Raw genomic sequence first — 21,416 nt, 5'->3', positions numbered from 1 at the left:
GCCCTACATCTTCATGGTTTTCTGAAGCATTTCCGGGTCTCTTCCGGTCCTGCGGGGAATCGCGAACAGACGAGGCAATGGGCACGGCGGAACCGCGAAGCGTCCGCATGCTGCAAGAGGAAGATGCGCATGGCGAAGATCAAGAACGTCGCGATCCAGATGGATCATGTCTCCGGCATCAATATCGCCGGCGACTCCACCTTCGCCATGAGCCTTGAGGCGCAGGCACGTGGATACCGGCTGTTTCACTATACGCCCGAACGCCTCTCCATGCGCGATGGCAAAATCTACGCGACCGTCGAACAGATGGAACTGCGCGATATCAAGGGCGACCATTTTTCGCTCTCGGAGCCGGAGCGGGTCGATCTCTCGACCATGGATGTCATTCATCTGCGCCAGGATCCGCCATTCGACATGGCCTACATCACCTCGACCCATTTGCTCGAGCGCATTCATCCCAAAACGCTTGTTGTCAACGATCCCGCCTGGGTCCGCAACTCGCCGGAAAAGATTTTCGTCACCGAATTCGCCGATCTGATGCCGAAGACGCTGATCACCAAGGATGTCTCTGAAATTGCCCGCTTCCGCAATGAAATGGGCGATATCATCCTCAAGCCGCTTTATGGCAATGGTGGCGCAGGCGTCTTCCATTCCGCGCGGGACGACCGCAATTTCTCATCGCTGCTGGAAATGTTCGGTCAGATGTTCCGCGAACCCTATATCGCCCAGGAATACTTGCCGGATGTTCGCAAGGGCGACAAGCGTATCCTTCTGGTGGATGGCGAGCCCGTGGGCGCGATCAATCGCGTGCCGGCGGAAAATGATGCCCGCTCCAACATGCATGCCGGCGGCCGCCCGGAGCCAACGGAACTCACCGCGCGTGAGAAGGAAATCTGCCGCCGCATCGGCCCCGCCCTGCGCGAGCGCGGTTTCCTGTTCGTTGGCATCGATGTGATCGGCGATTACCTCACGGAAATCAACGTCACCTCACCGACAGGCATTCGTGAAGTGCAGAAATTCGGCGGTGCCGATGTGGCGAGCCTGTTGTGGGATGCGATCGAGAAAAAGCGCGAAGCACAGGAGTTCTGAGGCAATTTCCTCGCCACCTGCGTTTGTTCCGCGTGCACAACTCTATACAACTGAAATACACCGTTCGCGCGAAATTGTTCGCTTAATGTTCTTGTTTTATTCTTTGCTCTGTGGCAGGTTACTTGAGAGTGGCCGCCATCGGGGCATAATGCTTTGATGTTGTGGCCGGTTTGCGGGGGCAGGCCATGGTGGCACGGGTCAATACGGTTGCATTTCAGGGAATAGAGGGTGTGCCGGTCGAGGTGCAGGTGATGGTCGCACCCGGAAAGGTCGGCATCCAGATCGTCGGCCTGCCGGACAAGGCGGTGGCGGAAAGCCGGGAGCGGGTGCAGGCCGCGCTCCATGCCTCCGGTCTGGCGCTGCCGGCAAAAAAAGTCACGGTCAATCTTGCGCCTGCGGATTTGCCCAAGGAAGGATCGCATTTCGATCTTCCGATCGCTTTGGGTCTCATGGCCGCGTTGGGAGCGATCCCGGCGGAAGCGCTCGGGCAATATGTGGTTCTCGGCGAGCTCAATCTCGATGGCACCATCGGCACGGTTTCGGGCGCTCTGCCCGCGGCCATCGGTGCCAATGCGCTCGGGAAGGGTTTGATTTGCCCGGCTGATAGCGGGCCGGAAGCAGCCTGGGCCGGGGCTGGCATCGATATTCTCGCCCCACGCAGCCTTATTGCGCTTGCCAACCATTTTCGCGGCACCCAGCTTCTCTCCCGCCCGATGCCCGCCATCCGCGCCAATCCGGTCAATTTGCCGGATCTGGCCGATATCAAGGGGCAGGAGACGGCCCGGCGCGCGTTGGAAGTGGCAGCGGCCGGTGGCCATAATCTGCTGATGGTTGGCCCGCCCGGCTCCGGTAAATCCATGCTCGCTGCGCGCTTGCCCTCAATTCTGCCACCGCTCGAGGCTGCGGAATTGCTGGAAGTGTCCATGGTCCACTCCATCGCCGGCCAATTGTCCGGCGGCAAGCTGTCGGACCGCAGACCGTTTCGCACGCCACACCATTCCGCCACCATGGCCGCGCTTATCGGCGGAGGGCTGCATGCCAAGCCGGGTGAGGCTTCACTTGCCCACCACGGCGTTCTTTTCCTCGATGAGTTCCCGGAATTTGCGCCTCAGGTGCTGGATGCGCTGCGCCAGCCGCTGGAAACGGGCGAATGCATCGTTGCCCGTGCCAATCACCGCGTCACTTATCCGGCGGAAATCCAGCTTGTCGCTGCGATGAACCCCTGCCGGTGCGGCAGAGCGGGGGAGCCGGGTTTCACTTGCGCCAGAGGGCCACGTTGCATGACAGATTATCAGGCCCGCATTTCCGGCCCGCTGATGGATCGCATCGATATTCGCATCGACGTTCCCGCCGTCTCCGCCACTGACCTCATCCGTCCCATGACTGCCGAACCGAGTTCGGTGGTGGCCGCCCGTGTCGCTCGCGCCCGCCTTGCGCAGCAGGAGCGTTATGCGGCGGCGGGCTCTTCAGGCATTCGCACCAACGCTCGCTGCACGACAACGCTGATCGAAAAATATGCGGAGCCCGATGCTTCCGGGCTGCAGTTGCTGCGCGATGCTGCCGAACAGTTGAAGTTCTCCGCACGCGGTTATCATCGCATTCTCAAGGTAGCCCGCACATTGGCTGATTTGGACGGCAAACAAACTGTCGGACGTATACATGTGGCCGAAGCCATTTCATACCGCATTGCCGGTGAAAGACTGACGGCGGCGGCATAAGCGGCCTTCCTTCGCCCTTTACCGGCTAAAACAATTGTGCCGCTGGCGGATGGCCGGCGGCACAATCGGTCATTGCGGTCAGGCGCGCGTTTGCGGCCTGACCGAAGAGGAACGGCTTAAAGCCCAAGCCCTTCGAAAAGGGCGGTCGAAAGGTAACGTTCCGCGAAGGAGGGAATGATGACGACGATATTCTTGCCGGCATTTTCCTCACGTGCGCCGACCTTGATCGCCGCTGCGAGTGCCGCGCCCGAGGAGATGCCGACGGGTACGCCTTCCAGCTTCGCCACCAGACGGGCGATTTCAAAAGCGTCGTCATTGGTCACGGTGACGATTTCGTCATAGATTCCAGTGTCGAGGATCGCGGGTGCAAAACCGGCGCCGATGCCCTGGATCTTGTGCGGACCGGGGTTGCCACCGGAAAGAACCGGGCTGTCGGCTGGCTCGACGGCAATGACCTTCACCTCCGGCTTGCGGGATTTCAGCACCTGGCCCGTACCGGTGATAGTGCCACCCGTACCGATGCCCGAAACAAAAATATCGACAGCACCCTCGGTGTCGTTCCAGATTTCTTCCGCTGTCGTCTTGCGATGAATATCCGGGTTTGCGGGGTTTTCGAACTGCTGGGGAATAATCGCGTCTGGCAGGGTTTCGGCCAGTTCCTGCGCCTTGGCGATGGCGCCCTTCATGCCCTTCGGGCCTTCGGTCAACACCAGTTCCGCGCCCAGCAAGGCCAGCATTTTCCGGCGTTCGACCGACATCGTTTCCGGCATGGTCAAGATCAGCTTGTAACCCTTGGCGGCGGCGGCAAAGGCTAGCGCAATGCCCGTGTTGCCGGAGGTCGGCTCAACCAGCGTCGTTTTGCCGGGGGTGATCTTGCCCTGGGCTTCCAGCGCTTCGATCATGGCAACGCCAATGCGGTCTTTCACGGAGGCGATGGGGTTGAAGAACTCCAGCTTGGCGAGAAGATTGGCCTTCACGCCCTTTTCCCTCGCCAGCTTGTCCAGCCGCACGATCGGCGTATCGCCGATTGTTTCGGTGATGGAGGAATAGACGCGTCCGCGTCCGGGCTTTCTGGCTTCGGGCATGATGCTCTCCTGTATGAAGGCCACACGATGTGTGGCCGCAAGATTTCAGCGGCAGAATAGGAGCAATAGTCTTGTCAGGCCAGCGAACGTTCATCCTAATATCGTCTGATTATCGGAAAAAATTCACGATAAATCAGGCAAATGCACGAAATCGTTTCAGGTGCTGCGGATCGCGATCATGGTCGCCGTTCCCGCCAGAATTCCCGCCGCGGTGCGGTTGAGGATCGTCAACGCACTTGGCCGTTTCAGGAGGTTGCGCGCCTTGGCGGCAAGCAGGATGTAAGGCAGGAGAACGGCCATCAATACGATGAAGGTCAGCGCCAGAAGTGTCGCATATTCCGATGGGCCGATCATACGGATGTCGATCAGCGTCGGCACCAGCGCCACATAAAACAGCATGGTTTTTGGATTGCCCAGCGTGATCAGCAGGCCGGACAGAAACGACATGGGAATGCTGGTGCTTTTTTTCGCCTTCAGGTCCTGTGGCAAGAGGCCGGCGGTCCAGAGCTTCCATGCGATATAGAGAAGATAGGCTGCGCCGGCAAACTTCAGGACCATGAAGGCCTCCTGAAAAGTCTGCGCCACGAAGGCGAGGCCGAGGATCACGCCGGTCAGGTAGATCATGTCGCCCAGCACCAGCCCGAGGCCCATGAAGAAGGTTTCCCGAAACCCCGATCCAAGCGCGCGCGCCACGATCGCCGTCATGCCGGGGCCAGGGATGGCAGCGGCGATGAAGAGTGCGGTGGCATAGGCAAGAAGGGTCGTCAGCGTCATGGTCATTTTCCCCGAAAATCCGCCAGATCAATAGCGAAAATCAGGGGTGAAAACAATCGCCCATAAAGGGGGCTGGTCAAAGCCCCGTGGAGCCGAAACCACCGGCACCGCGTGACGTCTCGGATGTTTCGGCCACTTCGCTGACTGCCACCTGCGTAACTGGTGCAATCACCATCTGTGCGATGCGCATGCCGCGCTCGATGACAAAATCGGCTTGCCCCAGATTGGCGAGAATGACCTTCACTTCGCCGCGATAGTCGCTGTCCACCGTGCCGGGGGAATTGAGGCAGGTGATGCCGTTCTTGATGGCGAGGCCGGAGCGCGGACGGATTTGCGCCTCATAGCCTTGCGGAACCTCGAAGACGAAACCGGTCGGCACCAGCGCCCGTTCGCCCGGCTGCAAAGTCAGCGGTTCATCGGCCGGCACTGCGGCGCGCAGGTCCATTCCGGCGGCGCCACGGGTTTCATAGGAAGGCAATTCGAGGTCTGCGCCATTGGCGAGACGCACAAGCCGGAGGAGGGGTCGATTATCATTTTGAACGGTCATGCGGCATTAGTTTGCCGAGATCGCGGCAAGGTCAATTGCAAATGCGGGCCTGAAACGCTAGATACCCCGCAATTCCACAGGATTTGTCAGATGGCCGAAACACTTGCCGAGGCGGTCTCCCGCCGCCGCACCTTTGCTATTATTGCGCACCCGGACGCGGGTAAGACCACGCTTACGGAAAAACTGCTGCTATTCGGCGGAGCGATCCAGCTTGCCGGTGAGGTGAAGGCGAAGAAGGATCGCATCCAGACCCGTTCGGACTGGATGAAGATCGAGCGCGAGCGCGGCATTTCGGTCGTCACTTCGGTCATGACCTTCGAATATAACGACCGCGTCTTCAACATCCTCGATACGCCCGGCCACGAAGACTTTGCCGATGACACCTACCGCACGCTGACGGCGGTGGATGCGGCGATCATGGTCATCGATGCCGCCAAGGGTATCGAGCCGCGCACGCTGAAGCTTTTCGAAGTTTGCCGCATGCGCGATATTCCGATCATCACCTTCATCAACAAGATGGACCGCGAAAGCCGCGATCCCTTCGAGATTCTGGACGAGGTCGAGGAAAAGCTGGCGCTCGATACCGCGCCGATCACCTGGCCGGTCGGCCGGGCGAAGAGCTTCTGTGGCGCTTACAATCTTGCTGAAAACACCTTTCGTGGCAACGACACGCAGGTGGATGGCCTTTCGGTCAACGGCCCTCAGGCTGTCGCCGATCGTCTGCCGGAAAATGAGCGCAAGGTCTTTATCGAGGAAACGGAACTGGCTCTGGAAGCCTGCCGCCCCTTCGACCGTCAGGCGTTCCTGGAAGGTCACATGACGCCGGTATTCTTCGGTTCGGCGCTGCGCAATTTCGGTGTGCGCGACCTCATCAATGCGCTGGGTGATTTCGCCCCGCCGCCGCGCGATCAGGTGGCGGATACCCGCACCGTGCATGCGGCGGAAGACAAGATGACGGCCTTCGTGTTCAAGATTCAGGCCAATATGGATCCCAACCATCGCGACCGCATCGCCTTTGCCCGCATCTGCTCCGGCAAGCTGGAGCGCGGCATGAAGGCGCGGCTGTCGCGCACCGGCAAGCTCATGGGGCTGACCGCACCGCAATTCTTCTTCGCGTCACAGCGCCAGCTGGCCGATACCGCCTTTGCAGGCGATGTGGTCGGCATTCCCAATCACGGCACGCTGCGCATCGGTGATACGCTGACCGAGGGTGAAAACCTCGTATTCCAGGGCGTGCCGAACTTCTCGCCGGAAATCCTGCGCCGCGTGCGCTTGGAAGACGCGATGAAGGCGAAGAAGCTGAAGGAAGCTTTGCAGCAGATGGCGGAAGAAGGTGTCGTGCAGCTCTTTTCACCAGAAGACGGCTCGCCCGCCATCGTCGGCGTTGTCGGCGCGCTGCAGCTCGATGTGTTGAAGGAACGGCTGATGGGCGAATATGGCCTGCCGGTCTCGTTTGAAATGTCTCGCTTTTCCGTCTGCCGCTGGATCTCGTCCGATCAGCCGGCGGAAATGGACAAGTTCCTCAACGTCAAGCGCGGCGATATCGCTCGCGATCTGGATGGCGATCCGGTGTTTCTGGCGCAGGATGCCTTCTCGCTGCGGTATGAATCCGAGCGGTTTCCGGCGATCAAGATGGTCGCGATCAAGGAATATCACGTTGCCAAGGCGGCGTGATATCAGCCGGATTGCACTTTGAATGCCAAGGGCTTAGTTTCCCGGTTAAACGGGAAACTGGTCCGGCATCATGACGCTTTCAGGCAAACATATTCTCCTCATCATCTCCGGCGGCATCGCGGCCTATAAGAGCCTCGACCTCATCCGCCGTCTGAAAGAGCGCGGCGCGAAGGTGACGCCAGTCATGACGAAGGGCGCACAGGAATTCGTCACTCCGCTTGCTGTTGGCGCACTGTCCGCCACCCACGTCTTCACCGAGCTTTTTTCGAGGCAGGACGAGCAGGATGTCGGGCATATCCGGCTCGCACGCGAATGCGACCTCGTGCTGGTCGCGCCCGCCACCGCTGATCTGATGGCGAAGATGGCGAATGGTTTGGCTGATGATCTTGCCTCCACGATCCTTCTGGCGACCGATCGGAAGGTGCTGGTCGCACCTGCCATGAACCCAAAAATGTGGTCGGCAAAGCCAACGGTGCGCAATGTCGAAACGCTGAAAAAAGACGGCGTGTTTTTCATCGGCCCTATGGCAGGCGAAATGGCGGAAAAGGGCGAGGCCGGTCTTGGTCGTATGGCGGAGCCTTTGCAGATCGTTCAAGTCGTCGAGGCTTTGCTGGATGGCGGGCCGAAGCCTTTAAAAGGCAGAACGGCAATCGTTACCTCCGGCCCCACCCATGAGCCGATCGATCCGGTGCGTTACATCGCCAACCGCTCCTCCGGCAAGCAGGGCCATGCCATCGCAGCTGCGCTTGCGGAGTTGGGTGCGGAGGTAACGCTGGTCTCGGGTCCCGTCACGATTGCCGATCCGGCGGGCGTTGCAACGGTCCATGTCGAGCGTGCCGAGGAGATGCGCGATGCGGTGATTTCAAGGCTGCCGGTGGATATCGCCGTCATGGTTGCCGCTGTCGCCGACTGGCGGGTGGCGGGTTCTTCGGAGCAGAAGATCAAAAAGCAGCCGGGCGATGCCCCGCCTGCGCTGCAACTTATGGAAAACCCCGATATTCTCAAAACCGTCGGCCACCACGAAAAGCGCCCGAAGCTGGTGGTGGGTTTCGCCGCCGAGACGCAGGATGTCGAGAAAAACGGCCGAGCCAAACTGGAGCGCAAGGGCGCCGATTATATCGTTGCAAATGATGTTTCGGCGGAAACCGGCATCATGGGCGGAGACCGCAACAGCGTGAAGATCATTTCGAATGAGGGTATCGAGGCCTGGCCTGATATGGACAAGGCCGAAGTCGCCAAACGTCTGGCGGCCCTTATCGTGGAGAAACTCGCATGAGCCTTTTCGATCGCAAGACATTCGACAGGTTGCTCGGAGAATGGCCGGGCGTCCGTTTCGTCGATCAGTGGGATTCCCACGTTGCCAAGGTCGGAGACAAGGTCTTTTCCGTTTTGGGTGAGCGTGACGACTGGCGGCTTGTGGTGAAATGTTCGGAGGAAAGCTTCGAAATCCTCACCTCGCTGGAAGGCATCCATCAGGCACCTTATTTCGCCAAGCGCAAATGGATATCGATCTCCGATCATTCACCGCTGGAGCAAGAGGAGCTGGAACACTATGTCCGCCGCTCCTATGAACTCGTTGCCGCAGGGCTGACGAAGAAGCTGCGGGTCGAACTGGGAATTCTCCCGGCCTGAAGGCGGCATTGTCGCCAATCCCTTCAATTTTCTTTCGTGTTTCGCCCGATGATCTGGCGAACCCCTTCTTTAGTGAAAGGCTGAAAAAGCTGTGGCAGAAAGCCCTTTGCAATTTCTCCCTTGATGCCGATGTTGGTCGAGGAAGGGCGATCGGGATTGAAATAGCTGCCGAACAACTGGTCGAAAATCACAAGGTTCTCGCCATAATTTGTATTTCCCTCAGGCAGCTCTTTGGAGTGGTGCCAACGGTGCAGCCGGGGCGTGCTGAACACGTAGTCCAGAGGCCCGGTTTTCATATCCACATTGCAATGAGTCAGAATGCCGATGAAGGCGGTCACAGCCGCGAGCCACCAAAACACCTGCAACGGCGCGCCCATGAGATAAAGCGGAATCTGGCTGAGCGCGATCTTGAACAGCGAGTCGGCCACATGAAAACGGCCCGTATTGACGACCCAAAGACGGACAACGCTGTGATGAAGCGCGTGGAAACGCCAGAAGAACACCGTTTCATGGGCGATACGGTGCGCCCAGTAGAGACCGAATTCAGCGATCATCAGGGCGAGCGTGACCTGAACAACCATCGGCAACTGAGAAGGCCACAGGTCGAATTTCATGGCCGCCAAAGGTTGCAGAAAAATGGCGGTCAGCATTGGAAAGAGCACCGCTGCCATGGCAGCAAGCTGAACAAGCCCCTTGGTCAAGAGCGTGTGGGCGATATTGTTGACGGTTTCACCATCAGACTGAAGCCATTCCGTCTCATAGGGAATGTAACGCTCAAGAAGAAACAGGCTGGCCACCGCGCCCGCGTAGACGGCGAGGAATGTGGTGATCGGATGCTCACTCGAAAAAGCGAAATAAGCCCCGGTAAGACCGAGAAAAAACACCATGGGCCAAGAGCAATAGGTAAGGACCCGTTTTACGGCTTCATTTTTTGCCATCAATCTCAATTCCCGTCCGGCAATCATTTAACTTTCAACCAAGATCAGGTCATTATCCTCGATATGTTGCAGCAGCATGGTACGCATCTATCGAACTGGAAGACCGGCGATTTTCGGTTCGAAAGTGTGCCGCACCGGCGTGAGCGCCGAGTTTGAATATCGTTTAGCTGATCCTGATCGCGATATAGAGAAGCGTCAGCGCAATCACCCAGAGCGCCGCCCGGCCCCATTTGGTATGGCGCGCTTCCGCCTTGCCGATCGCTTCCGCGGTCTGGGCGTCGAAACGCAGGCCGTTCTCGCTCATATACACCAGGTCGGAATGCAGCTTCTCCGTCTTGGCAGCGATCTCGGGTGCCGCTTCCGCAAGCTTGAGAGCCGCCTTCACGCCGTCCTTCAGATCGGTGACAATGCGTTTCGGGCCAAGATTGTCCCTTATCCAGCCGCTGACGACCGGATCGGCCGCTTTCCACATGTTGAAACGCGGATTGAGCATGCGGGATACGCCTTCCACCACCACCATGGTCTTTTGCAGCATCACCAGTTCCGGGCGCGTTTCCATGTCGAAGAGCTCGGTAACTTCGAACAGCAGCGTCAGCAACTTGCCCATGGAGATCGTCTCGGCCGGCTGGCCGTGGATCGGTTCGCCGATGGCGCGGATCGCCTGCGCAAAGCTGGCTTTATCGTGATGGCCCGGCACATAACCGGCCTCGAAGTGCACTTCCGCGACGCGCATGTAATCGCGGGTGATGAAGCCGTAGAGGATTTCGGCAAGGAACCTGCGTTCTTTTTTGCCCAGCCGCCCGGCAATGCCCATATCCACGGCTACGATCATGCCCTGCGGATCGACAAAGAGATTGCCGGGGTGCATGTCGGCATGGAAAAAGCCGTCGCGCAACGTGTGCCGCAGGAAGGACTGGATGAGAGTATCAGCCAGCTTGTTCAGATCGTGGCCGGCAGCTTTCAGCCCCTCAATATCCGACATCTTGACGCCGTCGATCCATTCCATGGTGACGACATCGCGGCCGGTGCGTTCCCAATCTACCTCCGGAACGCGGAATCCGGGGTCTTCGTTGGTATTTTCGGCAAGTTCGGAAAGGGCGGCGGCCTCAAGCCGCAGATCCATCTCGATCTTGGTTGTCTGTTCCAGCGTGCGAGTGACTTCCACCGGCCGCAGGCGGCGGGCAGAGCGGACGAAACGCTGTTGCAGGTCGGCGATCAGATACATCGCCTCCAGATCGTTCTGGAAGCGCTGGCGAACGCCGGGGCGAATGACCTTGACGGCGACCTTGCGCGGCCCTTTCGGCGTATCCACTATCGCCGGGTGAACCTGGGCGATGGAAGCGGCGGCGATCGGATCGCCAAACTCCCTGTAGAGTTCCGAAACAGACCGCCCGAGCGAACCTTCGATGTTAGCCTTGGCCGCGGCTGCGGGGAAAAATGCCATGCGGTCCTGCAGGCTCGCAAGATCGTCGGCGAAGTCGGCGCCGACCACATCCGGCCTTGTGGCCAGAAACTGTCCCATCTTCACATAGGACGGGCCAAGCCGCTCGACAGCTACCGCCAGCCGGTCGCTACGCTGCGCCCGCTTGGCCTTGCTGCGGGCGAATGGCTTCAGCAACGCCTTCATCACTTGCGCGGAGGCAGGAAGGTCATCGGATGGCAAGGCCAGCACGACGCCTTCGCGCACGAGAACCCAGCCAACCCTTGCGAGGCGGAAATATGCGCCCAAAGTGCTCATGCTTATGCTTGTCTCCTGCTTTTGCCGGGCATGGTCTTAAAGCTTCCAGCCGGAATGCAGGGCGGCGATACCGCCGGTGTAATTTGTATAGGTCACGCGCGAAAAGCCGGCGGTACGGATCATCGTCGCGAAATCCTCCTGATTGGGGAATTTGCGGATAGACTCGACCAGATATTGATAGGGCTCGGCATCACCGGTGATCATCTTGCCGAATTGCGGAATGGCGTTGAACGACCATGCATCATAGACGCGGTCGAGTAGCGGCATTTCCACTTCGGAAAATTCCAGCACCAGCAGTCGCCCGCCACGTTTCAGCACGCGGTAGGCTTCTTTCAGCGCAACGTCGATGCGCGGTACGTTGCGAATGCCGAAGGCGACCGTATAGGCGTCGAAGGTATTCGCCTCGAAGGGCAGCTCCTCGGCATTTGCTTCAACGAAGGTCAGATTGTCGGAGAGCTTTCGTTTTGCAGCGCGCTCCTCGCCAACGGCAAGCATCGAGCCGTTGATATCGAGAACGGTGGCATGCGCCAGACGGTTGGAGGCTTCCACGATGCGGAAAGCGATATCGCCGGTGCCACCAGCTACGTCAAGCACCTTATAAGAGGCGTCCTTGCGCGGTGAAAGCGAGGACACCATGGCGTCCTTCCACAGCCGGTGCAGGCCGGCCGACATCACGTCGTTCATAATGTCGTAGCGCTTGGCCACCTTGTGGAAGACATCGTTGACCAGCCCCTGCTTTTTGCCTTCGTCCACTTTGTGGAAGCCATAGGACGTTTCCATGCCGCCTTGGGCAGTGGTACGGGCGTCGGTCATCGTCTGTCTCCATATTAATTGCGTGGCGGACCATAGCGGAAACGCCATGGCGACGCTATCTGTTGCCGCATCGCCTGGGCGCGACATTTCGCGTGCATTGTATAGACCACATGGTCCTAACGATAAACTGCCGGATAAGCCAGATGCCAGAATTGCCAGAAGTCGAAACCGTTAGACGCGGCCTCGCGCCCACCATGGAAGGGGCAAGAATCCGCAAGCTCCACCTTGGCCGTCCCGATCTGCGTTTTCCGTTTCCGGAGGACTTCGCGGGCCTGATCGAGGGCAGGACGATCATATCGCTCGGGCGCAGGGCGAAGTATCTCTTGATAGAGCTGGAAGACGGGCTGACGATCGTTGCCCATCTTGGAATGTCCGGCTCGTTCCGTATCGAGGCGGCGGCAGATGAGGCAGGGAATAGGAACGCGCCCGGCGCGTTTCATTATGCCCGCTCGAAGGACGGCAAGCACGATCATGTCGTCTTTCATCTGGATAAGGGCGAAGAGCGCATCTGCGTCATCTATAATGACCCGCGCCGCTTCGGCTTCATGCATCTGGTGGAGCGCAACAAGCTCGACCTCTACCCCGCTTTTGCGGAGCTGGGACCGGAACCGACCGGCAACGCGCTGAGCGCGGATTATCTCGCGAGCCGGTTCCAGGGTAAAAGCCAGCCGTTAAAAAGCACGCTGCTGGACCAGAAGGTCATTGCGGGCCTCGGCAATATCTATGTCTGTGAGGCGCTGTGGCGTGCCCATCTCTCGCCTTTGCGGGCGGCGGGAACGCTGGTGACCAAAACGGGAGAGCCGAAGCCGCAGCTCATCAATCTCACGGAGAAGATCCGGGACGTGATCGCGGACGCAATCGCTGCCGGCGGCTCTTCCCTGCGCGACCATATACAGACGGACGGAACGCTCGGTTATTTTCAGCATTCCTTTTCAGTCTACGATCAGGAAGGCCAGCCTTGCCGTACACCCGGCTGCGGGGGTACGGTTGAAAGGATAGTGCAGGCCGGTCGTTCGACCTTTTATTGCGCGGCCTGCCAGAAGTAGCTGAGGCGGAATAATGGCGAGGGAGACTGCCGTGGATTATGAAACGATACTGGTCGAGAAGCGCGACGAGGTGGGCGTCATCACGCTCAACCGGCCCAAGGCGCTCAACGCCCTCAATTCGGTGCTTCTGAAGGAACTGCGGCACATTCTCTCCTCGTTCTCTGCTGACGATTCCATCGGCGCGATCATTATAACGGGGTCGGAAAAGGCATTTGCCGCTGGCGCGGACATCAAGGAAATGCAGGGGCTGGATTTTGTCGATGCCTATGTCGGCGACTTTCTCGGCGGCTGGGACGAGGTCGCATCGACCCGCAAGCCGGTCATTGCCGCAGTCTCCGGCTTTGCGCTGGGCGGCGGGTGTGAGCTGGCAATGATGTGCGATTTCATCATCGCTTCGGACACGGCGAAATTCGGCCAGCCGGAAATCACGCTTGGCGTCATTCCCGGCATGGGCGGCTCGCAGCGGCTGACGCGGGCGGTGGGCAAGGCGAAGGCGATGGATCTGGTTCTGACCGGCCGCATGATGGATGCAGCCGAGGCAGAGCGCGCCGGCCTCGTTTCGCGGATCGTCCCCGCGGCAAATCTTATGGATGAGGCGGTGGATGCCGCCACGCGCATCGCCTCGCTGTCTCGCGCTTCCGTTCTCATGGCCAAGGAAAGCGTCAACCGCTCCTTCGAGGTTCCTCTTTCGGAAGGGCTGAGATATGAAAGGCGATCCTTTCAGTCGCTCTTTGCAACAGCGGATCAGAAGGAGGGCATGGCGGCCTTCGTTGAAAAGCGCAAACCCGCTTTCCGGAATCGCTAAGGATTCGGAATATCGGCGTTTTCCGCCATTTGCGCGTTGACGGGCGTACGCTTTAGCGGTATATGCCCGCCCACGGTTAAGGAAAGCCATCCGGCTTGTCCGAAATTACTCCCGCATTCTTGGGTTAAGTGAGGTCTTCGAACGACCCGATCCTCTGGTTGCGGAATTTGGTTTGAATTCGAAGAGAGGCATACATGGCCAATACAACTTCGGCGAAAAAGGCGACCCGCAAGATCGCTCGCCGTACCGCAGTCAACAAGGCTCGCCGTTCGCGCGTTCGCGGCTTCATCCGCAAGGTCGAGGAAGCTATCGCTTCGGGCGATCTGGCAGTAGCCACCGAAGCTCTGAAGGCAGCTCAGCCTGAGATCCAGCGCGCAGCGACGCGTGGCGTTCTGCATGGCAACACGGCATCCCGTAAGGTGTCGCGTCTTGCCCAGCGCGTTAAGGCTCTTTCCGCCTAATCCGGCTAATCACAATTAACTATTCAAAAAGCCTGGTCTTTTGACCGGGCTTTTTGTGATTCTAACCCTACGTTAATCATTCCTGCCGTAACGTGACAAACGCGTGTCAGATGAGCGACAAGAAAAACTGAATAAAAACAATGGATTGCCGGAGGTCTCCCGAAAAATGGGAAGCTTTCTCTACGGAAGTCGCAGCCAGTTTTGAGTCAAGAAGATTTTTATTTTTTTGCCAAAACGGGCTATCGAAAAATGCCAAAATTGAATCTCATTGATTCATAAGCGATTCTGCTTCGGACCTTGCCGGTGATGCAAAACGACCATTGCGAGTCAATGGTCGATCTGAGTTTTTGCAGAAAAAACGCCATTGATCTCTCCCCACGATCCTGCCTAAATGCATTTCAACAAGGGGTGCGGATCTCAGTCCACAGATTATCTCGATGATCGTATCGACGATATTCACCTTCTTGCTGGCGGGCCTTTCGAGGTCCGTTTTCTCAGGTCATTGAGCTTTTTGTGCCGTTTCGGTCTCGGAACGGGCTGGAGCTTTTTGTCCTTAAGAATGCGCCTTACAGTTGTAGCGAAAGGAGCGTTTTTAGCGTGTCGCAGGCCTCTCCATGAAGGGGAGGGAAATGGGATAACCGGCTCGCAAACAAGTAGTAGTCTTTGACGCTCTTTCGAGGGGAGTGCTGGAGGCGGGAAATAATACGAGGGGGATCTCTGGCGATCGTTTTTTGATCGTCAGGCTATGATTGGCAATTTGAAAGGCGGCAATATGCAATTGAATTTGGCGATGGGTGCGGTGGCCGATGGGGACCGCGCACCACAGGCTCGTGATGCAGCTTGCTCAGAAGCGGCAGGGGATAAATCGGCAATGAAGCACGATGCGCTGTTTGAACGTTTTAGCGCGCGGCTGAAGGCACAGGTTGGTCCCGAGGTCTATGCAAGCTGGTTTGCACGGCTCAAACTCCACACCGTTTCGAAAAGCGTCGTCCGTTTTACCGTTCCGACGACCTTTCTGAAGTCCTGGATCAACAACCGTTATATGGATCTGATCACCAGTCTCGTCCAAAGCGAGGATCCGGACGTGCTGAAGGTGGAAATTCTTGTCCGCTCCGCCAGCCGCCCGGCCCGCCCCGCGCAGGTCGAGGAACGGGTGCAGCCCGTTCAGGACATGGGCGCTGTTGCGCGCAACAAGTCCTTCATTCCGTCGCAGCCCGCGACAGCACCTTCTGCACAGTCTGCGGCGGCGCAGGCGACGCTGCGGCAGGGTAGCTCCGGGCCGCTGTTCGGTTCGCCGCTCGATACGCGTTTCACCTTTGACACTTTTGTCGAGGGCTCGTCCAACCGCGTCGCGCTTGCGGCGGCAAAGACGATCGCTGAAGCGGGTGCCGGTGCTGTGCGCTTCAATCCGCTGTTCATTCATGCGGGTGTCGGGCTTGGCAAGACACACCTTCTGCAGGCGATTGCCAATGCCGCCATCGACAGCCCGCGCAACCCGCGTGTGGTCTATCTGACGGCCGAATATTTCATGTGGCGTTTTGCGACCGCGATCCGCGACAATGATGCGCTGACGCTGAAGGACACCCTGCGCAATATCGACCTTCTCGTCATCGACGACATGCAGTTCCTGCAGGGCAAGATGATCCAGCACGAATTCTGCCACCTGTTGAACATGCTGCTCGACAGCGCCAAGCAGGTAGTCGTGGCCGCTGACCGCGCGCCGTGGGAGCTGGAATCGCTTGATCCGCGTGTCCGTTCGCGCCTTCAGGGTGGCATGGCCATCGAGATCGAAGGTCCCGATTACGACATGCGCTACGAAATGCTCAACCGTCGCATGGGCTCGGCGCGTCAGGACGATCCGTCTTTCGAGATTTCGGACGAAATCCTGACCCACGTGGCCAAAAGCGTGACGGCGAGCGGACGCGAGCTTGAAGGCGCCTTCAACCAGCTGATGTTCCGGCGCTCTTTCGAGCCGAACCTCTCGGTTGACCGTGTCGATGAGCTGCTGTCGCACCTCGTCGGCAGTGGGGAGGCCAAGCGCGTCCGTATCGAGGATATTCAGCGCATTGTCGCCAGACATTATAATGTGTCGCGGCAGGAGCTGGTTTCCAACCGTCGCACCCGCGTCATCGTCAAGCCGCGCCAGATCGCCATGTATCTGGCCAAGATGCTGACACCGCGCTCATTTCCCGAGATCGGTCGCCGTTTCGGCGGTCGCGACCACACCACGGTTCTTCACGCGGTGCGCAAGATCGAGGATCTGATTTCCGGCGACACCAAGCTCGGCCACGAGGTTGAGCTGCTGAAGCGCCTTATCAACGAAAACAACGCATGAAAAAAGCGGCCTTCGGGCCGCTTTTTTATTGGTTTCTCGGTTGTTGATTGGCTCAGGACCAGGCAGGCTGCCGGTCAGCAGGCGAGATCGGCGACCACGGCATCCAGAATAAGCATGCCGGAAGGGGTGCAGCGCAGGCGGGAATTGCCGATCCGTTCCACGAAGCCGTGTTGCAGGAGGAATTCCTCTTTCTCCGGGTCGAGTTCGCGGCCGGAGAGATCGCTCCAGCGAGCAAGATCAATGCCTTCGCGCAGGCGAAGGCCCATCAGCAGCAATTCGTCTGCCTGTTCGTCGACGCCGAGAAGCTCCTGATCGACCATGCCGTGGCCTTCACGCTCTACGGTCTCGAGCCAGGTTTCGGGATGGCGCTCGGTGACGGTGGCGAGCTTGGAGGCGCCATTGGTCAGGCGTCCATGCGCACCGGGTCCAATACCGGCATAATCGCCATAACGCCAATAGGTCAGGTTATGGCGGCTTTCCGCACCGGGGCGGGCGTGATTGGAAACCTCGTACGCCGGCATGCCGTAACGCTCGGTGATTTCCTGCGTCGCTTCATAAAGCACCGCCGAATGCTCGCCATCCGGTACGATCAGCTTGCCAGCCTTGTGCAGCCCGTAGAACGGCGTGCCTTCCTCGATAGTGAGCTGATAGAGCGACAGATGGTCGACGGCGTAGGAGACGGCTTCCTTCAGCTCAGCGTCCCATTCGGCCACCGTCTGGTTCGGGCGGGCGTAAATCAGATCGAAGGACATGCGCGGAAAAATTTCCCGCGCCAGACGGATGGCTTTAAGCGCATCGGCAACATCATGCAGCCGGCCAAGGAACTTCAGGTCCCGGTCGTTCAGCGCCTGGACGCCGAGCGAGACGCGGTTGACGCCGGCTGCCCGGTAACCGCGAAACCGCTCCGCCTCGACGCTTGAAGGATTGGCCTCCATGGTGATCTCGATACCATCAGGCACATGCCAGAAGCGCGAAACGCCATCAAGAAGCGCGCCTACGGTCTGCGGGTCCATCAGCGAAGGTGTACCGCCGCCCATGAAAATGCTGGTAACGACACGCGGACCGCTGAGCGCCCGCATCTTTGCCATTTCGCTGAGGAACGCCGCAGTGAACCGTTCCTGATCCACCGGGCGGTGGCGGACATGGCTGTTGAAATCGCAATAGGGGCATTTGGCCGCACAGAAGGGCCAGTGCAGATAGATCCCGAAACCGGGATCGCCCGTATCCGGCAGAAGCGACGCGCCGGGGGCAGAAAGTTGGTGCTCCCCGGTCATCGGGTTCATGCCTCCAGACAGGTTTCGACGAATTTTTTGAACGCGCGGGCACGGTGGGAGCGCGCAAACGCATCGCCGTGCTTCCAGCCGTGTTTTTCGTCTGCGGTCATTTCACCGAATGTGGTGTCGTAACCTTCTGGTTTGAAGATCGGGTCATAGCCGAAACCGCTCGTTCCGCGCGGGGGCCACGCCACCGTGCCTTCCACCTCGCCGCGAAAATATTCGACATGCCCGTCCGGCCAGGCAAGGCACAGCACGCTGACGAATCGGCCCGTGCGGTCTTCCGGCTTCGTTGCACCGCGTTCGGCAAGCGCATCCTCGACCTTCTGCATGGCCATGGCGAAGTCGCGCGTACCGTCAGCCGTTTCAGCCCAATTGGCGGTATAAACGCCCGGCGCGCCATCCAGCGCATCGATCACCAGACCGGAATCGTCAGAAAGAGCCGGCAGGCCGGACGCCTTCGCAGACGCAAGCGCCTTGATGGCAGCATTTTCCTCAAAGGTGGTGCCTGTCTCGTCCGGCTCCACGAAGTTCAGCTCCGCAGCCGATTTGGCTGAAAAGCCGAAAGGCCCGATCAGGTCGGCGATTTCGGCGATCTTGCCCTTGTTGTGGCTGGCGACAACGATCGTTCTGGTATCGAGCTTGCGCATGACGTTTTCCTGTCGGCTCAGGCGATTGCCTGCTTCTGAAGGGCGACCAGTTCGCTGCATCCGGCCTTTGCAAGACCGAGCAGCGTCAGGAATTCCTCTTCGGAGAAGGGGGCACCTTCCGCGGTTCCCTGCACTTCGACGATGCCGCCGGAGCCGGTGATGACGAAATTCGCATCGGTCTCGGCGGAGGAATCCTCGAGATAATCGAGATCGATGACCGGCTGTTTTGCAAAGATGCCGCAGGAGATCGCGGCGATATGGTCTTTCAGGACCTTCTCGACCTTGATCATGTTGCGAGTTTCCATCCACTTCAGGCAATCATGCAGGGCGATCCATGCGCCGGTGATGGAAGCCGTGCGCGTGCCGCCATCGGCCTGAATGACGTCGCAGTCGATGCTGATCTGGCGCTCGCCAAGCGCCTGCAGGTCGACCACTGCACGCAGCGAGCGGCCGATGAGGCGCTGGATTTCCTGCGTGCGTCCGCCCTGCTTGCCGGCCGAGGCCTCGCGCTTCATCCGCTCATGGGTGGAACGCGGCAGCATGCCGTATTCGGCGGTGACCCAGCCCTTGCCGCTGTTGCGCAGCCACGGCGGCGTCTTTTCCTCAAGGCTTGCGGTGACGAGCACATGCGTATCACCGAATTTGACCAGACAGGAACCTTCGGCATGTTTCGAGAAATTGCGCTCGAAGGAAACCTTGCGCATCTGATCGGTTTTTCTGCCTGAAGGCCGCATATGATCCACTCTCCATGTTGGTTCCTGCCTTCTAAGGCGCGCCCCGGGGTTTTGCAAAGCCAATTTCCATTTTGCCGCAGCGGTGCAACGCATTATATTGGTACGGACAGAGTTTTGACGATAAAGAACGGATGATATGGGCTTTTCCGCACCGCTTTCAAAAGATCAGGCATCGTTGCTGGATGAACGGTCGCGGGAGATTTTCCGGCGCATCGTCGAAGGCTATCTCGACACCGGCGAACCCTTGGGGTCGCGCAGCCTGTCGCGGCTGTTGCCGATGTCGCTTTCACCGGCCTCCGTTCGCAACGTCATGAGCGACCTCGAGGAACTGGGTCTCATCTATTCGCCGCATATCAGCGCCGGTCGCCTGCCCACCCAGACGGGGCTGCGCTTCTTCGTGGACGCATTCATGCAGGTGGGCGATCTGCCCGCCGATGAGAGAGCCAGTATCGACCGCCAGATCGGTCCGGTCGCCGGCCACGAGCAATCGCTGGAAGGGTTGCTGACGGAGGCAAGCCGCATGCTTTCAGGCATGTCGCGCGGTGCCGGCCTGGTGCTGACGGCCAAGAGCGACGTCATTCTCAAGCATGTTGAATTCATCCGGCTGGAGCCCACCAAGGCGCTTGCCGTGCTGGTAGGGGACCACAATCAGGTCGAAAACCGTATCATCGAATTGCCGGTCGGCATTTCGTCATCGCAATTGACAGAGGCGGCAAATTTCATCAATGCCCATCTTTCCGGGCAGACGCTGCAAGAACTGCGGGGCCAGTTTCAGACGCAGCGTGCCGAATTGCAGTCGGAACTCGGCACGCTCGCGCAGGACCTCATTGAACGTGGTCTCGCCATATGGGCGGGCGACAATGAAGAGGGCAAGCTCGGCCGCCTCATCGTCCGCGGACGCTCCAACCTGCTGGAAGGTCTGGCCGGTGAGGAAGATATCGATCGTGTGCGCCTGCTGTTCGACGATCTGGAACGTAAGGAAAATCTCATCGAGATACTCAACCTTGCGGAAAGTGGCTCAGGCGTCAGGATTTTCATCGGCTCGGAAAACAAGCTCTTCTCGCTGTCAGGCTCGTCACTGATCGTGGCACCTTATCGGGATGAGGAAAATCGCGTTGTGGGTGCCGTCGGCGTCATCGGTCCCACGAGGCTAAATTACGCCCGTATCGTGCCTATGGTGGACTACACCGCACAAATTATGGCCCGCCTTTCCCGAAAGCAGAGATAGGACAAGCCCGCAAGGTTAGAGAATGCGGCAAGCTTTTCGCCGCAAGCCTTGATTTTTGCCCTTCAAACCTCGATATCGGGCGCAACCAACAATATTCAAATCTGGAGAACGTCATGACCGACGATACGAAAAAGCCCGGACCTGACGCGGACGTCGCCGAAGAGTTTGTCGAACCCGCATTTACAGGGGAAGAGACGGCGGAAGCTGCCGAGCCCGATCCGATCGAACTGCTCAGGGCCGAAAATGCCGATCTGCGCGACAAGTTCCTGCGTCTTGCAGCAGAAATGGACAATCTTCGTCGCCGCACCGAGCGCGAAGTCAAGGATGCGAAGGCCTATTCTCTCGCCGCTTTCGCGCGCGACATGCTTGCCGTTTCCGACAATCTTCGCCGCGCTCTTGAAGCCATTCCTGACGAACTCAAGACCAATGGCGAAGCCGGTCTCAACGGCCTGATCGAAGGTGTCGAGATGACGGAGCGCTCGATGCTCTCGACGCTGGAGCGACATGGCGTCAAAAAGATCGATGCGGAAGGCCAGAAATTCGATCCGAATTTCCACCAGGCGATGTTCGAAATTCCGAACACAGCAGTTCCGAACAACACGGTACTGCAGGTGGTTCAGGCCGGTTTCACCATCGGTGACCGGGTGCTGCGCCCCGCCATGGTTGGCGTCTCAAAGGGTGGCCCGAAGGTGGAGACCGCCGCAGCGCCCGAGCCGGGCACCGCCTCCGTCAACGAGAAGGATGCGTGAGGCATTCCCTCATCTAAAGCGCGTCCGGATATAAAAACCGGGACGCGCTTTTGTTTGAAATGCTCCAATAAAAAACGCGCCTCAAGGGCGCGTTTTTTGTCCATGGAAAGGACCGTCGGCAGCCTT

Annotated in this window: 20 protein-coding genes; 11 read left to right on the top strand and 9 right to left on the bottom strand. The window is 58.8% G+C overall.

Translation table 11 applies throughout. The features are described 5' to 3' along the window. Nucleotides 1–129: 129 nt before the first annotated feature. Nucleotides 130–1,089 (top strand): glutathione synthase, encoded by a 960-nt coding sequence (gene gshB, locus AC5SEO_RS08450; protein WP_065661450.1) that lies wholly within the window; start codon nucleotides 130–132, stop codon nucleotides 1,087–1,089. A 185-nt stretch (nucleotides 1,090–1,274) separates the two neighbouring features. Further along, nucleotides 1,275–2,807: a YifB family Mg chelatase-like AAA ATPase gene (locus AC5SEO_RS08445; protein ID WP_174067964.1), complete on the top strand. Its 1,533-nt coding sequence runs from the start codon at nucleotides 1,275–1,277 to the stop codon at nucleotides 2,805–2,807. 116 nt (nucleotides 2,808–2,923) lie between these two features. Here the strand turns inward: AC5SEO_RS08445 and cysK are convergent, their stop codons facing one another. The 3 genes from cysK to dut form a co-directional block, all read right to left on the bottom strand. Then, complete coding sequence (cysK, locus tag AC5SEO_RS08440) at nucleotides 2,924–3,892, bottom strand: cysteine synthase A (protein WP_003514725.1); 969 nt, start codon at nucleotides 3,890–3,892, stop codon at nucleotides 2,924–2,926. Between the two features lie 156 nt (nucleotides 3,893–4,048). Beyond that, on the bottom strand, nucleotides 4,049–4,666 hold the full coding sequence (locus AC5SEO_RS08435) for a LysE family translocator (RefSeq protein WP_065659812.1): 618 nt from the start codon (nucleotides 4,664–4,666) through the stop codon (nucleotides 4,049–4,051). 76 nt (nucleotides 4,667–4,742) lie between these two features. Next, complete coding sequence (dut, locus tag AC5SEO_RS08430; RefSeq protein WP_174060676.1) at nucleotides 4,743–5,213, bottom strand: dUTP diphosphatase; 471 nt, start codon at nucleotides 5,211–5,213, stop codon at nucleotides 4,743–4,745. A gap of 90 nt (nucleotides 5,214–5,303) precedes the next feature. Between dut and AC5SEO_RS08425 the strand changes: the two genes are divergently transcribed. From AC5SEO_RS08425 to AC5SEO_RS08415, 3 genes are all read left to right on the top strand, one after another. Beyond that, nucleotides 5,304–6,887, top strand: coding sequence for a peptide chain release factor 3 (locus tag AC5SEO_RS08425; protein WP_003514729.1), 1,584 nt, complete (start codon nucleotides 5,304–5,306; stop codon nucleotides 6,885–6,887). A gap of 70 nt (nucleotides 6,888–6,957) precedes the next feature. Next, nucleotides 6,958–8,163: a bifunctional phosphopantothenoylcysteine decarboxylase/phosphopantothenate--cysteine ligase CoaBC gene (gene coaBC / locus AC5SEO_RS08420; protein WP_174067965.1), complete on the top strand. Its 1,206-nt coding sequence runs from the start codon at nucleotides 6,958–6,960 to the stop codon at nucleotides 8,161–8,163. Then, nucleotides 8,160–8,519, top strand: coding sequence for an MmcQ/YjbR family DNA-binding protein (locus tag AC5SEO_RS08415; protein ID WP_013635358.1), 360 nt, complete (start codon nucleotides 8,160–8,162; stop codon nucleotides 8,517–8,519). Before coaBC ends, AC5SEO_RS08415 begins: the two co-directional genes overlap by 4 nt. 23 nt (nucleotides 8,520–8,542) lie before the next feature. Here AC5SEO_RS08415 and olsE read toward each other — a convergent pair whose 3' ends face one another. The 3 genes from olsE to ubiE all read right to left on the bottom strand — a co-directional run bounded on the left by olsE (nucleotide 8,543) and on the right by ubiE (nucleotide 12,008). Then, nucleotides 8,543–9,457 carry an ornithine lipid hydroxylase OlsE gene (gene olsE / locus AC5SEO_RS08410; protein ID WP_003514735.1) on the bottom strand — a complete coding sequence of 305 codons (915 nt, stop codon included), beginning with the start codon at nucleotides 9,455–9,457 and terminating at the stop codon, nucleotides 8,543–8,545. A 163-nt stretch (nucleotides 9,458–9,620) separates the two neighbouring features. Beyond that, on the bottom strand, nucleotides 9,621–11,195 hold the full coding sequence (gene ubiB, locus AC5SEO_RS08405; RefSeq protein WP_174067966.1) for a 2-polyprenylphenol 6-hydroxylase: 1,575 nt from the start codon (nucleotides 11,193–11,195) through the stop codon (nucleotides 9,621–9,623). Between the two features lie 36 nt (nucleotides 11,196–11,231). Then, entirely contained in the window at nucleotides 11,232–12,008 is a 777-nt protein-coding gene (ubiE, locus tag AC5SEO_RS08400; protein WP_080799684.1) for a bifunctional demethylmenaquinone methyltransferase/2-methoxy-6-polyprenyl-1,4-benzoquinol methylase UbiE, read from the bottom strand. 143 nt (nucleotides 12,009–12,151) lie between these two features. On the opposite strand from ubiE, the gene mutM reads away from it, so the two are divergent. The 4 genes from mutM (at nucleotide 12,152) to dnaA (ending at nucleotide 16,655) form a co-directional block, all read left to right on the top strand. Beyond that, nucleotides 12,152–13,054, top strand: coding sequence for a bifunctional DNA-formamidopyrimidine glycosylase/DNA-(apurinic or apyrimidinic site) lyase (gene mutM, locus AC5SEO_RS08395; RefSeq protein ID WP_111782858.1), 903 nt, complete (start codon nucleotides 12,152–12,154; stop codon nucleotides 13,052–13,054). A 31-nt stretch (nucleotides 13,055–13,085) separates the two neighbouring features. Next, nucleotides 13,086–13,859, top strand: a complete 774-nt coding sequence (locus tag AC5SEO_RS08390) for an enoyl-CoA hydratase (RefSeq protein ID WP_003514743.1) — start codon at nucleotides 13,086–13,088, stop codon at nucleotides 13,857–13,859. Nucleotides 13,860–14,053: 194 nt separating this feature from the next. Then, nucleotides 14,054–14,320 carry a 30S ribosomal protein S20 gene (gene rpsT / locus AC5SEO_RS08385; protein ID WP_003493474.1) on the top strand — a complete coding sequence of 89 codons (267 nt, stop codon included), beginning with the start codon at nucleotides 14,054–14,056 and terminating at the stop codon, nucleotides 14,318–14,320. Nucleotides 14,321–15,191: 871 nt separating this feature from the next. Beyond that, complete coding sequence (gene dnaA / locus AC5SEO_RS08380) at nucleotides 15,192–16,655, top strand: chromosomal replication initiator protein DnaA (RefSeq protein ID WP_236771114.1); 1,464 nt, start codon at nucleotides 15,192–15,194, stop codon at nucleotides 16,653–16,655. Nucleotides 16,656–16,729: 74 nt separating this feature from the next. On the opposite strand, the gene hemW is transcribed toward dnaA, so the two are convergent. Genes hemW through rph form a run of 3 tightly spaced genes read right to left on the bottom strand, consistent with a single transcriptional unit; the run spans nucleotide 16,730 to nucleotide 19,313 of the window. Then, nucleotides 16,730–17,929, bottom strand: coding sequence for a radical SAM family heme chaperone HemW (hemW, locus tag AC5SEO_RS08375; RefSeq protein WP_003514749.1), 1,200 nt, complete (start codon nucleotides 17,927–17,929; stop codon nucleotides 16,730–16,732). Between the two features lie 5 nt (nucleotides 17,930–17,934). Continuing rightward, a complete protein-coding gene (gene rdgB, locus AC5SEO_RS08370; protein ID WP_174067968.1) occupies nucleotides 17,935–18,579 on the bottom strand; it encodes an RdgB/HAM1 family non-canonical purine NTP pyrophosphatase in 645 nt (214 codons plus the stop codon). Nucleotides 18,580–18,596: 17 nt separating this feature from the next. Then, nucleotides 18,597–19,313: a ribonuclease PH gene (rph, locus tag AC5SEO_RS08365; protein ID WP_003514752.1), complete on the bottom strand. Its 717-nt coding sequence runs from the start codon at nucleotides 19,311–19,313 to the stop codon at nucleotides 18,597–18,599. Nucleotides 19,314–19,449: 136 nt separating this feature from the next. Here rph and hrcA point away from each other — a divergent pair, with 136 nt between their 5' ends. Then, nucleotides 19,450–20,541 (top strand): heat-inducible transcriptional repressor HrcA, encoded by a 1,092-nt coding sequence (gene hrcA, locus AC5SEO_RS08360; protein ID WP_003514754.1) that lies wholly within the window; start codon nucleotides 19,450–19,452, stop codon nucleotides 20,539–20,541. Nucleotides 20,542–20,654: 113 nt separating this feature from the next. Further along, nucleotides 20,655–21,290: a nucleotide exchange factor GrpE gene (grpE, locus tag AC5SEO_RS08355; protein WP_003514756.1), complete on the top strand. Its 636-nt coding sequence runs from the start codon at nucleotides 20,655–20,657 to the stop codon at nucleotides 21,288–21,290. Nucleotides 21,291–21,416: the final 126 nt, after the last annotated feature.

The organism is Agrobacterium sp. K11, from assembly GCF_059429395.1.
The sequence above is the reverse complement of the archived record's forward strand: the minus strand, read 5'-3'. Positions and strand labels throughout refer to the sequence as shown.

What these genes read in the sequence shown, in the direction of transcription:
- cysK (WP_003514725.1), bottom strand. Translation starts at nt 3,892, where the DNA reads ATGCCCGAAGCCAGAAAGCCCGGACGCGGACGCGTCTATTCCTCCATC.
- rpsT (WP_003493474.1), top strand. Translation starts at nt 14,054, where the DNA reads ATGGCCAATACAACTTCGGCGAAAAAGGCGACCCGCAAGATCGCTCGC.
- dnaA (WP_236771114.1), top strand. Translation starts at nt 15,192, where the DNA reads ATGAAGCACGATGCGCTGTTTGAACGTTTTAGCGCGCGGCTGAAGGCA.
- AC5SEO_RS08425 (WP_003514729.1), top strand. Translation starts at nt 5,304, where the DNA reads ATGGCCGAAACACTTGCCGAGGCGGTCTCCCGCCGCCGCACCTTTGCT.
- olsE (WP_003514735.1), bottom strand. Translation starts at nt 9,457, where the DNA reads ATGGCAAAAAATGAAGCCGTAAAACGGGTCCTTACCTATTGCTCTTGG.
- grpE (WP_003514756.1), top strand. Translation starts at nt 20,655, where the DNA reads ATGACCGACGATACGAAAAAGCCCGGACCTGACGCGGACGTCGCCGAA.
- ubiB (WP_174067966.1), bottom strand. Translation starts at nt 11,195, where the DNA reads ATGAGCACTTTGGGCGCATATTTCCGCCTCGCAAGGGTTGGCTGGGTT.
- dut (WP_174060676.1), bottom strand. Translation starts at nt 5,213, where the DNA reads ATGACCGTTCAAAATGATAATCGACCCCTCCTCCGGCTTGTGCGTCTC.
- AC5SEO_RS08415 (WP_013635358.1), top strand. Translation starts at nt 8,160, where the DNA reads ATGAGCCTTTTCGATCGCAAGACATTCGACAGGTTGCTCGGAGAATGG.
- AC5SEO_RS08445 (WP_174067964.1), top strand. Translation starts at nt 1,275, where the DNA reads ATGGTGGCACGGGTCAATACGGTTGCATTTCAGGGAATAGAGGGTGTG.
- mutM (WP_111782858.1), top strand. Translation starts at nt 12,152, where the DNA reads ATGCCAGAATTGCCAGAAGTCGAAACCGTTAGACGCGGCCTCGCGCCC.
- ubiE (WP_080799684.1), bottom strand. Translation starts at nt 12,008, where the DNA reads ATGACCGACGCCCGTACCACTGCCCAAGGCGGCATGGAAACGTCCTAT.
- rdgB (WP_174067968.1), bottom strand. Translation starts at nt 18,579, where the DNA reads ATGCGCAAGCTCGATACCAGAACGATCGTTGTCGCCAGCCACAACAAG.
- coaBC (WP_174067965.1), top strand. Translation starts at nt 6,958, where the DNA reads ATGACGCTTTCAGGCAAACATATTCTCCTCATCATCTCCGGCGGCATC.
- gshB (WP_065661450.1), top strand. Translation starts at nt 130, where the DNA reads ATGGCGAAGATCAAGAACGTCGCGATCCAGATGGATCATGTCTCCGGC.
- hrcA (WP_003514754.1), top strand. Translation starts at nt 19,450, where the DNA reads ATGGGCTTTTCCGCACCGCTTTCAAAAGATCAGGCATCGTTGCTGGAT.
- rph (WP_003514752.1), bottom strand. Translation starts at nt 19,313, where the DNA reads ATGCGGCCTTCAGGCAGAAAAACCGATCAGATGCGCAAGGTTTCCTTC.
- hemW (WP_003514749.1), bottom strand. Translation starts at nt 17,929, where the DNA reads ATGACCGGGGAGCACCAACTTTCTGCCCCCGGCGCGTCGCTTCTGCCG.
- AC5SEO_RS08435 (WP_065659812.1), bottom strand. Translation starts at nt 4,666, where the DNA reads ATGACGCTGACGACCCTTCTTGCCTATGCCACCGCACTCTTCATCGCC.